Raw genomic sequence first — 12,108 nt, 5'->3', positions numbered from 1 at the left:
GGCCGAGCACGGATCGGCGGACGGCCGGGACCGGCCCGGACGAAGTCGGGACATGCCGGGCGCGCAGCCGCTGGTGCCCACGATGCACCGACTCGGCGAGAATGGGCATCGTCTGCGACTCGCCGAACAGCCGAGCGCGCCTGTGTGCGGACGCGGTTCGTGTCGTACTCGAAACGAGGGAGTGTGCGATGTCCACAGCAATCGTCGTCGGCGGCGGAATCGGCGGAACGGCCGCGGCGCTCGCGCTCGTTCGGAAGGGGTGGTCGGTTCAGGTGCTGGAACGGGCGCCGGAGGTCGCCGACGTGGGATCCGGGATTTCCCTGTGGTCCAATGCCTTACGGGCGCTGGATGCCCTCGGTGTCGGTGACACGGTCCGTGCGCAGGGCCTGGCGGAGGTGTCGGCCGGGATCAGGGACGACCGTGGGCGATGGCTCTCACCACCGATGTGGCGACCCTGCGCGAGCGGTTCGGTGCTCCGGTGGTGATCCACCGCGCCCGGCTGCTGGACATTCTGCGCGGGGCGCTTCCCGAAGAGGTTGTGCGCACCGGGATCTCGGTGCGTGAGGCGACGACCGACGGACTGGTGGTGCACTCCTCGGGCACCTCCTCCGCCGATCTGGTCGTGGGTGCCGACGGGATTCGCAGCGTCGTCCGGCGTGCGGTCTGCGGGGAGGTCGCGCCACGCTACGCCGGCTACACCGCCTGGCGCGCGGTGGTCGACATCGACGAGCCGCTCACCGAGTTCGGTGAAACCTGGGGTCGCGGCGCACGTTTCGGCATGGCCCCGCTCGCGGACGGTCGCGTCTACTGCTTCGCCGTCTACGACGCCCCCGAGAACGCCCCCGGCAGCCTCGCCGAAGTGCGCGACCGCTTCGACAACTGGCACCACCCGATCTCGGCCCTCCTCGCCGCCGCGGACCAGAACGCGGTGCTGCACAACGACATCTATGACCTACCGGCGCTACCGACGTTCACCCCCGGTCGCATCGCCCTGCTCGGCGACGCCGCCCACGCGATGACGCCGAACCTCGGCCAGGGCGGCTGCCAGGCCCTGGAGGACGCGGTGGTCCTGGCCCGCTCGGCGAGCGAGCCGGACGGCCTCGCCCGCTACGACCGGGAGCGCCGCCCCCGAACCCAGATGATCGTCGCCCGCTCCGCCCGGATCGGCACCATCGCCCAGCTGTCCGCGCGCCCCCTGGTCACCCTCCGCAACACGGCGCTACGCCTGACCCCCACCTCGACCCAGTTGCGTTCCCTGGCAGAGATTCTCGACTGGAAGTCTTGAGGTCAGATCTCCCTCGACCGAAGTGCGCGCGGGTTCTCGTGCCATGCGCACGCCGCCCGATGGTCGTGACTGGGAATGATGCGAACCGCGCTGCGGATCGCGTGCAGCCGGTGGACAGTACGCCAGGTCTCGGTGCGGTCGTTGTCGGCCAGCATGCCGGGATAGCCGGACTTCTGTCGGAGCTCCTCGGTCTGGAGGTTGTGCCAGATCGCGTCCCCCGCGAGCAGGACCGGACCGTGCTCGGTGCGTAAGAGGACACCGACGCTGCCCGGGGTGTGGCCGGACAGGTCGACGAGGACCACCGCGCCGTCCCCGAAGAGATCGCGGCTGCGGGCGAAGGTGAGAACGGGTGGACCGTCCAGATCGTAGACATCGAGAGGTCGTTCGCGAACGGCGCGCCGCACGCCGCCGACCGGCGCCACCGGACCCTCCATCGCCCACTCGTGCTCTGGTCGGTGCAGGCGCAGTGCCAGCCCGGGGAGATCGAGAAGGCCGGCGATATGGTCCCAGTGCAGATGTGTCGGCAGCGCGAAGTCGAGGGCGTTCGCCTCGATTCCACTGCGACGCAGTGACTCGCGTATGTCGAGTACGTCCTTCGGAGGCGTCACCGCGAGCCGCAATATCCGGGGGAGTTCCACCACCGCTCGGTCTTGGACGTCGACGCAGATGCCCGGGTCGACGAGAAAGGTCGCCCTCGGATGCCGGACCACGAAAGCCGTCATCGCGGAATCAATCCGTCGCGGGGCGAACAGGCCTTCGACGATCGCTGCCGTCGGCACACTCTTGGCGTTCTGCGCCAGAACTGTCAGCTCGACCGTCGTTGTGCCGCGTGGTAGGCCGTGATCAGGCAACGAGGCCAGGAACCGGCGGTCGGGTTGTCGTGGCCGCAGCGCGCCCGTCACCGCCGATCCCACGGATCGGCAACAGCGCCACAAGTCCGGTGCCGCGACCGAGTCGATCAATGGAGTCCGATTGTCGTTGTGTCCCATGCGAAGTACGCTAAAACTTCAGGTCGACCTGAAGTAAAGGGGTGAATATGCCGCGTGCCGACGAGCTGCGCCGCATCGGTGACGCCGCCGCCGAATTGGGCGTCGCCGCACATGTCCTGCGTCACTGGGAGGACGCCGGTGTCCTGGTTCCGCCCCGCGCGCCCGGCGGGCAACGGATCTACAACGGCGCCCTGATCGTTCAGGCCCGCCTCGTCCAGCTCTGTCAAAGAGCGGGGCTGTCCCTGGCGGAGATCAAAGATCTTTTCGACACGAGGTCGAGGGCCCGGCGCGTAGCGCTCTTCGCGGACAAGCAGGCCGAACTGCGAGCCCACGTCGACGACCTCACCCGAACCATCGACTTCCTCGGTCACGTGCTGCGCTGTACTCACCCGATCGTCGACGAATGCCCTGACTGCGTCGAGTTCAGCCGGCCGGGCACCTCGCAGTCGGCGTAGGTTTCGCGGTGCTCGGGCGCCTGGATCACCGTCGAGCGCGGTAGCGGGCGAGCACAGCTGCGGCGGTGGCGGTCATGGTCGCGCGGAGCTCGGGTGGGGTGAGGACTTCGATGTGTTCACCGAGGGGGAGTAGGGCGTGGGCCAGGACTTCGTAGGACTCGGCGGGGATGGTGATGTCGGCCCAGCCGTCCGCGTCGGGGGTACCCGTCGAGGCGAGGGCTTCGCGGACGGCGGCGGGGTCGTTCATGAGGCGCAGCAGGCTCAGGTGGTCGATGGAGATCCGGCAGTGCGCGCTGACGCGCAGCATGGAGCGGGCGAACTCCTCGGCGGCGGACTGCCAGTGCTCGGCCAGGTCGAAAGATGTTGGGCGGATGAATGATTCGCCGGTGTTAACCGCCGTGGCGATGCGGCTCGCCCGGTACGAGCGGATGTCGGTGTGTTCGCGGGCGATCAGGTACCAGGTGCCTGCCTTCATGACCAGGCCGAGTGGGTCGAGGGTCCGTTCCACCGTGCGATCGCGACGCCGGTAGGTGATCGCGAGGCGGCGGTCGTGCCAGAGGGCATCGGCCACCGTGGCGAGGGCGGGGGTGTCGTCGGGGCGCTGGAACCAGCCGGGCATGTCGATGTGGACGCGTTCGGCGATTCGGGTCGCCCGGCCGCGGAGTTCCGGTGGGAGCGCGGCGAGCATCTTCAGCTGGGCGGTGGCCAGCACCGTCCCGAGGCCGAGGTCGGCGGCAGCGCCGGGGAGGCCGGCGAGAAGGACCGCGTCGGCTTCGTCGGAGGTGAGGCCGGTGAGCCGGGTGCGGTAGCCGTCGATCAGCCGGACACCGCCACCGCGCCCCGGCTCGCTGTACACCGGAACGCCTGCGGCCGAGAGCGCTTCCACGTCCCGATACACCGTGCGCACCGACACCTCGAGCTCGCGCGCCAACTCACTCGCGGTCGCGCCGCCGCCCGCTTGTAACAGCAGCAGCAACTGCACCAACCTGCTCGCTCGCATATTCCGAGACTAGCCGCGAAACCTGACACAAGATGTCAAGGTTGAGTCGTACCGTACGAGATATGACCACGTGGAGCCAGTTCACCGAAGAAGCACCGAGCATCGCGGCCTTGTTCCAGCGCAGACACCAGGCCACCGGCAAACTCTGCATGCTCGGCACCCTGCGCGCCGACGGATCGCCACGCATCAGCCCGATCGAGCCGATGGTCTTCGAGGACATGCTGGTCCTGGCCGGCATGCCCAATACCCGAAAATTCGACGACCTCGCGCGCGACCCACGCTTCTGCCTGCACACCGCCACCGTCGACACCATGGTCTCCGAGGGCGACGCGAAACTCTTCGGCACCGTCACCGACCTGAAGGACGAAACCGTCCACGCTCGCTTCGCCCAAAAGCTGTTCGACGACAGCGGTTTCGACATCCGCGGCGAGAAATTCGACCACTTCTACGTCGCCGACCTCACCGGAGCCTCCACCGTCGAAACCAACGACGACCACCTCGACATCACCGTCTGGAAACCGGGCGCGGGCGAAACCGTCGTCCGCAAGCACTGAGTCACCCACCCTTCGTTGATTATGACTGTCCAGTCAGTCATAATCGGAGCATGCCGAAGCGAGTGGACGTGCATGCCCGGCGCACCGAAATCCTGGATGCGGCCGTCCGGGTGTTCGCGCGCAAGGGCTTCGCCGCATCCCGGATCGAGGATGTCGCGGCCGAGGCCGGTGTCGCGAAAGGCAGTGTTTACCTCGCGGTCAGCAGCCGAGAGGAGTTGCTGACCGCGGCGTTCGACCAGTACCGCGCTCGCGCGCGGGAACAGCTCGCCATTCCTGGCGCCGGTTCGGCACTGGATCGGCTGGCCGCGCTGATCCGGGCGACAGTCACGATGCTGGCCGCTCATCCCGACCACGCACGCGTGCTGCTGGACGTGTGGGCCGCCCGCACCCCGATAGACATGGCCACCGTGTACGCGGAATACCGCGCGGCGATCGCCGAGCTGCTGCGTGAGGCAGGCGCCGGCGGACAGTTGCGGGCGGGGATCGGGCCGGGGCACGCGGCGGTGATCGTCGGTGCGATCGAAGGTTGCCTGGTGCAGTGGCTGGCCGACGATCAGGTCCGGCTCGCCGATCTGGCCGAACCCCTGGTGCAGATCTGTGTGGACGGGGTCCGGCGATGACGATCACCGACCGGCTGATCGCCCCGAACGCGACGAGAAGTGAAGCCACCCTGTGCTATTCGGCGGCGGTCACCGGCGCGGCGGTGGCCGGTCTGCTGGCTCGGCACGCGGGTGGATCCGCGGTGGTGACCATCGTGGTCGCGCTGGTCGGGTTCGACCTGTTCGGCGGCGCGGTGGTGAACGCGACCGACTCGGCGAAGCGCTGGTTCCACCGGCCCGGCCGCGATGCTCGCCACCACCTCGCGTTCGTGGCGATCCACGTACAGCCGTTCCTGCTCGCCCTCGTCGTGCCCGGGTTCGGCTGGTGGACGGCGGCCGCGATCTACGGATTCGTCGTCGTGGCCGCCATAGCGGTCACCGCGACGCCACGCCACCTCCGCACCCCGGTCGCCTTCGCCGCCACCGTCTTCGGTGCCACGCTCACCACCGCCGTGCTCGCGGTCCCGACGTTCCTGGTCTGGTTCGGACCCGTTCTGCTGATCAAACTCCTCCTCGCCCACCTCTTGCCGGAGCCGGGCGCCGTCGACGAGCGCGTGCCGGTCACGCCGCGCCCGGTGGCGTGACCGATCGCCCGCGCGCGGTTTCGGGGATCGGGCATGCCGCTGTGCCACGATGACCTGCATGGATCTGCTCGCGTCCGAAGGTGTCGGCGATCCCTCGCCGATCGTCTCGCTGTTCTGGATCGCGCTCATCGCGGTGATCGCACCGCTGCTGTCGCGGCTGGTGCGCGGGTATCTGCCGGATGTGGTGATCCTGCTGGTGGCCGGGGCGGTGGTCGGACCGCATGTGCTCGGGTGGGCGAGCAGCGCGGGCGGGGTCGACCTGGTCAGCGAGTTGGGCCTGGGGATGCTGTTCCTGCTGGCGGGCTACGAGCTCGATCCGCAGTTGCTGCGCGGCCGCTCAGGGCGGACGGCGTGGGTGGTGTGGATCGTGTGTCTGCTGTTCGCGTTCGTGATCGTGATGGTCGCGACGGACACCTCCAGCGGCACCCGCGTCGCGGTCGCGATCGCGTTGACCTCCACCGCGCTCGGCACCCTGCTGCCGATCCTGAAGCAGGCGGGAATCCTCGACACACGGCTGGGCCGGGCGGTGATGACGCACGGCGCGGTGGGCGAGCTGGGGCCCATCGTGGCGATGTCGGTGCTGCTCACCAGTCGTGATGCGGGCAGCGCGGTGGTGGTCGTCGTGATGTTCGTGGTGGCGGCCGTGGTCGTCGGATTCGTGCCGGTGCGGATGCTCGATCGCATGCCGGATCTGGGCGCCGGGCTGGCCAAGCTGGGCGGTGGCACCTCGCAGCTGCCCGTGCGCGGGGTGGTGCTGCTGCTGTTGGTGCTGATGGTGGTCGCCGAGGTCTTCGATCTGGACGTGGTCCTCGGCGCGTTCGCCGCGGGCATGATTCTGCGGCGGCTCATCGCGGCCGGGCATCCGGATGTGGACTCCTCGCTCGAGGCCATCGGCTACGGGTTGCTGATCCCGGTGTTCTTCGTGGTGTCGGGCATGGGCATCGATGTGGCGGCGGTCGGCCGGAATCCGGCACTGTGGTTGTGGTTCGTGGTCACCATCGCGATCGCCCGCGGGTTGCCCGTCTGGCTGAGCGAGCGGTTCGTGCCGCGCGCGGACACCCTGCCGACCGCGCGGGAGCGCGTCGAATTGGCGCTCTTTGCCGCCACGGGCCTGCCGATCATCGTCGCGGTGACCCAGGTGGCCACCCAGACGGGCTTGCTGACCGCTGATGTCGCCTCGATCCTGGTCGCGGCGGGCGCGACGACCGTTCTGGTGTTTCCGCTGGTGGCGCGCCTGATCGGGGCGTCGGAGGCGAAGTCGGTCACACCCGCTCATGAATGAGCTTGCATAGTCGTGCATAATCATCACATGGTCGATACGTCGGGAGGACCCGTGTTGCGGGTGGCGGTTGCCGGTGCGAGTGGATACGCCGGTGGCGAAGTGTTGCGTCTACTGCTCGGTCATCCCGAATACCGAGCGGGGCGCCTCGAGATCGGGGCGCTGACCGCCGGATCCAACGCGGGTACCGCCCTGGGCGCGCTGCAGCCGCATCTGCTGCCCCTGGCGGACCGGATTCTCGAGGAGACCACTCCCGAGGTCCTGGCCGGTCACGACATCGTGTTCCTCGGCCTCCCGCACGGCCAGTCCGGCGCCATCGCGGCAGCCCTGCCCGACGAGACCGTCATCATCGACTGCGGCGCCGACTACCGGCTCACCGACGCCGCCGCCTGGGAGCGGTACTACGGCAGCCCCCATGCGGGCAGCTGGCCCTATGGTCTGCCCGAACTGCCCGGTGGGCGGGCGAAGCTCACCGGCGCCCGGCGCATCGCCGTGCCCGGCTGCTACCCGACCGTGTCGAGTGTGGCGCTGGCCCCGGCGATCGCCGCCGGAATCATCGAGCCCGCCGTGAATGTCGTCGCCGTGAGCGGTACTTCGGGTGCCGGCCGCAAGCTCGATGTCGGTCTGCTCGGTTCCGAGGTGATGGGCAGCGTTCGGGCCTACGGCATCGCGGGCGCGCACCGGCACACTCCCGAGATCGCGCAGAATCTGAAAGCCGCTGGCGGCGTGGATGTCTCGGTGTCGTTCACCCCGGTGCTGGCGCCGATGCCGCGCGGCATCCTCGCCACCTGCACCGCCCCGGTGAAGGTCGACGCCGCGCAGGCGCGCGCCGTCTACGAAAAAGCCTATGCCGACGAGCCTTTCGTGCACCTGCTGCCCGAAGGCGTACTGCCGCAGACCGGTTCGGTGCTCGGCTCCAACGCCATCACCCTGCAGGTCACCGTCGACGCCGACGCGGGCCTGCTCGTGGTGATCGGCGCGATCGACAACTTGACCAAGGGCACCGCGGGCGCCGCGGTGCAATCGATGAATCTGGCCGTCGGATTCGACGAGACCGCAGGACTTTCCACCGTAGGAGTGGCACCGTGACGACCCCTGATCCGCAGACCCCGGACCACGGCAAACTGATCCACACCCAGGGCGTCACCGCGCCGCTGGGATTCCGCGCGGCGGGCATCGCGGCCGGTATCAAGGCCAGCGGCAAGCCGGACCTCGCGCTGGTGCTCAACGAGGGCCCCGAGTACGCGGCGGCCGGTGTCTTCACCAGCAACCAGGTCAAGGCCGCGCCGGTGCTGTGGTCGCAGCAGGTGCTCAAGACCGGTCACCTGCGCGCGGTGATCCTGAACTCCGGCGGTGCGAACGCCTGCACCGGCCACGGCGGTTTCCAGGACACCCACAAGACCGCCGAGGAACTCGCCGCGGCACTGAGCAATTGGGGCACCGAGACCGGCGCGGGCGAGATCGCGGTCTGCTCCACCGGTCTCATCGGTGACCGCCTGCCGATGGACAAGCTCATCCCGGCGGTCACCGAGATCGTGCACGAGATGGGCGGCGGCATGTCGGGTGGCTCCGACGCCGCCCACGCCATCATGACCACCGACACCGTGCCGAAGGAGTCGGCATTCCACAGCGAGGACAAGTGGAATGTGGGCGGCATGGCCAAGGGCGCGGGCATGCTCGCGCCGTCGCTGGCCACCATGCTCGTCGTGCTCACCACCGACGCCGTGGCTGCGCCCGAGCAACTCGATTCCGCCCTGCGCAAGGCCACCAAATACACCTTCGACCGGCTCGATGTCGACGGTTCCTGCTCCACCAACGACACCGTGCTGCTGCTGGCCAACGGCGCCAGCGGCGTCGCGCCCACGCAGGAGGATCTCGACGCCGCGGTGTTCACCGTGTGTGACGACCTGGCCGCCCAGCTGATGGCCGACGCCGAGGGCGTCACCAAGCGGGTCCAGGTCACCGTCGCCGGTGCGGCGTCCGAGGAGGAGGCGCTCACCGTCGCCCGCGCGGTCGCCCGCGACAGCCTGGTCAAGACCGCGCTGTTCGGCTCCGACCCGAACTGGGGTCGCGTGCTCGCCGCCGTCGGCATCGCGCCGGTGACCCTGGATCCGAACCGGATCACGGTGTCGTTCAACGGCAATCCGGTCTGCGTCGACAGTGTCGGCGCGCCCGGCGCCCGCGAGGTCGACCTGTCCGGCGAGGACGTCGACGTGCTGATCGAGCTCAACGTGGGTGAGGGCACCGCGATGGTGCGCACCACCGACCTCTCGCACGCCTACGTCGAAGAGAACTCGGCGTACAGCTCATGAGTAACAGTGTGGTGCACACTCTTTCGGCGCTGGACAAGGCGCATGTGCTCGCCGACGCGCTGCCGTGGCTGCAGAAGTTCCGCGACAAGATCGTGGTCGTGAAGTACGGCGGCAACGCCATGGTCGACGACGGACTCAAGGCCGCCTTCGCCGCCGACATGGCGTTCCTGCGCACCGTCGGCGTCCATCCCGTCGTCGTGCACGGTGGCGGCCCGCAGATCAACGCCATGCTGAAAAGGCTCGGCATGGCAGGCGAATTCCGCGGCGGCTTCCGCGTCACCACCCCCGAGGTGATGGACGTGGTCCGGATGGTGCTGTTCGGTCAGGTGGGCCGTGAGCTCGTCGGGCTGATCAACGCGCACGGCCCGTACGCGGTCGGCATCTCCGGCGAGGACGCGCACCTGTTCACCGCCACCCGGCGCACCGTCGCCGTGGAGGGTGTCGCCACCGACATCGGCCTGGTCGGCGACGTCACCGAGGTCAACCCCGGCGCCGTGCTCGACCTGATCGACGCGGGCCGCATCCCGGTGGTCTCCACCATCGCCCCCGATGCCGACGGCGTGGTGCACAACATCAACGCCGACACCGCCGCCGCCGCGCTGGCCGAGGGCATCGGCGCCGAGAAACTCGTCGTGCTCACCGATGTCGAGGGCCTCTACACCGACTGGCCGGACCGCTCCTCGCTGACCAGCCGGATCGACACCGACGCGTTGGCGAAGTTGCTGCCACGGCTGGATGCGGGCATGGTGCCGAAGATGGAAGCGTGCTTGCGCGCCGTGCTCGGCGGGGTCCCCAGTGCCCACGTAATCGACGGGCGGGTCCCGCATTCGGTACTACTGGAGCTGTTCACCGGAGAAGGAATCGGAACCATGGTGACCCCCGCCGGGTCGCCGGATGGAACGCAATCATGAGCGAAGTAGAGAAGCTGCAGCAGCGGTGGTCGGCCGCGATGATGGACAACTACGGCACCCCGAAGGTCGCGCTGGTGCGCGGCGCCGGTGCGGTGCTCTACGACGCCGACGGCAAGCGCTATATCGACTTCCTCGGCGGCATCGCGGTCAACAGCCTCGGCCACGCCCACCCGGCCATTCTGGAAGCGGTCACCCAGCAGCTGGGCACGCTCGGCCACGTGTCGAACCTGTACGCCAGCGAGCCCGTGATCGAGCTGGCCGAGAAGCTGCTGGCCCACTTCGGTGACGGGGAGGGCAAGGCGTTCTTCTGCAACTCCGGTACCGAGGCCAACGAGGCCGCGTTCAAGATCGCGCGGCTCACCGGGCGGTCCAAGATCGTCGCCGCCGAGGAGGCGTTCCACGGTCGCACCATGGGCGCGCTCGCCCTCACCGGTCAGCCCGCCAAGCGCACGCCGTTCGAGCCGATGCCGCCCGGCGTCGTGCACGTGCCCTACGGTGACGCCGCCGCGCTCGACGCGGTGGTCGACTCCGACACCGCCGCAGTGTTCCTCGAACCGATGATGGGGGAGAGCGGTGTGGTCGTCCCGCCGTTCGACTATCTCGCCAAGGCGCGGGAGATCACGTCCAGGGCCGGGGCGCTGCTGATCCTCGATGAGGTCCAGACCGGAATCGGGCGCACCGGAACATTTTTCGCGCACCAGGCGGCGGGCATCGTGCCCGACGCGATCACCCTGGCCAAGGGGCTCGGTGGCGGCCTGCCGATCGGCGCGGTGCTGGCCCAGGGCCGCGCCGCCGAACTGCTCACGCCGGGTCTGCACGGCACCACCTTCGGCGGCAATCCCGTCTGTGCCGCAGCGGCTTTGGCCGTACTGCGCACGATCGACTCCGACAACCTGCTGACCCACGTGGAGTGGGTGGGCAAGAAGCTCAGCGACGGCATCGCGCTGCTCGAGCATCCGGAGATCGACCACGTGCGTGGTGCGGGTCTGCTCATCGGCATCGTGCTGAAGAACGACATCTCCGCGTATGTCGACGAACGGGCGCGCGAGGCCGGCTACCTGCTGAACCCCGCCAAGCCCAACGTGATCCGGTTGGCGCCACCCTTGGTGCTCACCGAAACCCAGGCCGACAATTTCGTCGCCGACCTGCCCGAGATCCTCGACAAGGCCGCCGCCGATGCTAAGGGAGCGACCAAGTGACCCTGCGTCATTTCTTGCGCGACGACGATGTGACGCAGGCCGAACAGGCCGAGATCCTCGCCATCGCCGCCGAATTGAAGAAGGACCCCTTCGCGCACCGGCCGCTCGACGGCCCGCGCGGAGTCGGGGTGATCTTCGAGAAGAACTCCACCCGCACCCGCTTCTCGTTCGAGCTGGGTATCGCTCAGCTCGGCGGGCACGCGGTGGTCGTCGACGGTCGCGACACCCAGCTGGGTCGTGAGGAGACCCTCGGCGACACCGGCAGCGTGCTCTCGCGCTACGTCGACGCCATCGTGTGGCGGACCTTCGAACAGTCCCGCCTCGACGAGATGGCCGTCACCGCGACGGTTCCCGTGGTGAACGCGCTGTCCAACGAGTTCCACCCCTGCCAGGTGCTGGCCGATCTGCAGACGATCAGCGAGCGCAAGGGATCGCTCGCGGGGCTGAACCTCACCTACTTCGGCGACGGCGCCAACAATATGGCGCACTCGCTGTTGCTCGGTGGCGTGACGGCGGGCATGAATGTGACCGTGGCCGCGCCCGCGGGCTTCGAACCGCTGCCGTGGATCCTGGACGCCGCCGCCAAGCGCGCCGCGGAAACCGGTGCGACCGTGTCGGTCACGGGTGACCCGGTGGTCGGCGCGACCGGCGCGGACGTGCTCGTCACCGATACCTGGACCTCCATGGGGCAAGAGAACGACGGCCTCGACCGCGTCGGCCCGTTCCGCCCGTTCCAGCTCAACGCCGAGCTGCTCGCCCACGCGACTCCGGAAGTGATTGTGCTGCACTGCCTTCCGGCGCACCGCGGCGAAGAGATCACCGACGAGGTTCTCGACGGTGGGCACAGTGTGGTCTGGGACGAAGCCGAGAATCGCCTGCACGCGCAGAAGGCGCTGCTGGTGTGGCTGCTCGCGAAAGCCGCCGCGTGAGACCGCGAACCG

14 protein-coding genes are annotated in these 12,108 nt (G+C 68.9%); 12 read left to right on the top strand and 2 right to left on the bottom strand.

The window, feature by feature from the left end:
* Nucleotides 1-188 precede the first annotated feature (188 nt).
* Nucleotides 189-485: an FAD-dependent oxidoreductase gene (locus ACWF99_RS27825; protein WP_452537791.1), complete on the top strand. Its 297-nt coding sequence runs from the start codon at nt 189-191 to the stop codon at nt 483-485.
* Nucleotides 428-1,285 carry an FAD-dependent monooxygenase gene (locus ACWF99_RS27820; protein ID WP_452537790.1) on the top strand — a complete coding sequence of 286 codons (858 nt, stop codon included), beginning with the start codon at nt 428-430 and terminating at the stop codon, nt 1,283-1,285. Before ACWF99_RS27825 ends, ACWF99_RS27820 begins: the two co-directional genes overlap by 58 nt.
* Nucleotides 1,286-1,287: 2 nt before the next feature.
* Here the strand turns inward: ACWF99_RS27820 and ACWF99_RS27815 are convergent, their stop codons facing one another.
* Nucleotides 1,288-2,187: an MBL fold metallo-hydrolase gene (locus tag ACWF99_RS27815; RefSeq protein ID WP_452537789.1), complete on the bottom strand. Its 900-nt coding sequence runs from the start codon at nt 2,185-2,187 to the stop codon at nt 1,288-1,290.
* A 134-nt stretch (nt 2,188-2,321) separates the two neighbouring features.
* Here ACWF99_RS27815 and ACWF99_RS27810 point away from each other — a divergent pair, with 134 nt between their 5' ends.
* The gene (locus ACWF99_RS27810) at nt 2,322-2,729 is read left to right on the top strand and encodes a MerR family transcriptional regulator (RefSeq protein ID WP_378636966.1); all 408 of its coding nucleotides are present in this window, start codon (nt 2,322-2,324) and stop codon (nt 2,727-2,729) included.
* A 25-nt stretch (nt 2,730-2,754) separates the two neighbouring features.
* Here ACWF99_RS27810 and ACWF99_RS27805 read toward each other — a convergent pair whose 3' ends face one another.
* On the bottom strand, nt 2,755-3,729 hold the full coding sequence (locus ACWF99_RS27805; RefSeq protein WP_452537788.1) for a helix-turn-helix transcriptional regulator: 975 nt from the start codon (nt 3,727-3,729) through the stop codon (nt 2,755-2,757).
* Nucleotides 3,730-3,791: 62 nt separating this feature from the next.
* Here ACWF99_RS27805 and ACWF99_RS27800 point away from each other — a divergent pair, with 62 nt between their 5' ends.
* From ACWF99_RS27800 to argF, 9 genes are read left to right on the top strand one after another with little or no spacing between them, the layout of a single operon-like run.
* Nucleotides 3,792-4,283 (top strand): pyridoxamine 5'-phosphate oxidase family protein, encoded by a 492-nt coding sequence (locus tag ACWF99_RS27800; protein WP_452537787.1) that lies wholly within the window; start codon nt 3,792-3,794, stop codon nt 4,281-4,283.
* A gap of 50 nt (nt 4,284-4,333) precedes the next feature.
* Nucleotides 4,334-4,903 carry a TetR/AcrR family transcriptional regulator gene (locus ACWF99_RS27795; RefSeq protein WP_378636957.1) on the top strand — a complete coding sequence of 190 codons (570 nt, stop codon included), beginning with the start codon at nt 4,334-4,336 and terminating at the stop codon, nt 4,901-4,903.
* Nucleotides 4,900-5,466 (top strand): hypothetical protein, encoded by a 567-nt coding sequence (locus ACWF99_RS27790; protein ID WP_452537786.1) that lies wholly within the window; start codon nt 4,900-4,902, stop codon nt 5,464-5,466. Before ACWF99_RS27795 ends, ACWF99_RS27790 begins: the two co-directional genes overlap by 4 nt.
* 58 nt (nt 5,467-5,524) lie before the next feature.
* On the top strand, nt 5,525-6,748 hold the full coding sequence (locus tag ACWF99_RS27785; protein ID WP_452537785.1) for a cation:proton antiporter: 1,224 nt from the start codon (nt 5,525-5,527) through the stop codon (nt 6,746-6,748).
* 27 nt (nt 6,749-6,775) lie between these two features.
* Nucleotides 6,776-7,834, top strand: coding sequence for an N-acetyl-gamma-glutamyl-phosphate reductase (argC, locus tag ACWF99_RS27780; RefSeq protein WP_452537784.1), 1,059 nt, complete (start codon nt 6,776-6,778; stop codon nt 7,832-7,834).
* Nucleotides 7,831-9,057: a bifunctional glutamate N-acetyltransferase/amino-acid acetyltransferase ArgJ gene (argJ, locus tag ACWF99_RS27775; protein WP_378636946.1), complete on the top strand. Its 1,227-nt coding sequence runs from the start codon at nt 7,831-7,833 to the stop codon at nt 9,055-9,057. The genes argC and argJ overlap by 4 nt, the downstream gene beginning before the upstream one ends.
* Complete coding sequence (argB, locus tag ACWF99_RS27770) at nt 9,054-9,968, top strand: acetylglutamate kinase (RefSeq protein ID WP_378636943.1); 915 nt, start codon at nt 9,054-9,056, stop codon at nt 9,966-9,968. Before argJ ends, argB begins: the two co-directional genes overlap by 4 nt.
* Nucleotides 9,965-11,167, top strand: a complete 1,203-nt coding sequence (locus tag ACWF99_RS27765; RefSeq protein WP_378636941.1) for an acetylornithine transaminase — start codon at nt 9,965-9,967, stop codon at nt 11,165-11,167. Before argB ends, ACWF99_RS27765 begins: the two co-directional genes overlap by 4 nt.
* Complete coding sequence (gene argF, locus ACWF99_RS27760) at nt 11,164-12,096, top strand: ornithine carbamoyltransferase (protein WP_378636939.1); 933 nt, start codon at nt 11,164-11,166, stop codon at nt 12,094-12,096. Before ACWF99_RS27765 ends, argF begins: the two co-directional genes overlap by 4 nt.
* Nucleotides 12,097-12,108: the final 12 nt, after the last annotated feature.

This window comes from Nocardia sp. NPDC055002, assembly GCF_053608825.1.
This window is presented reverse-complemented; position numbering and strand designations above follow the sequence as displayed.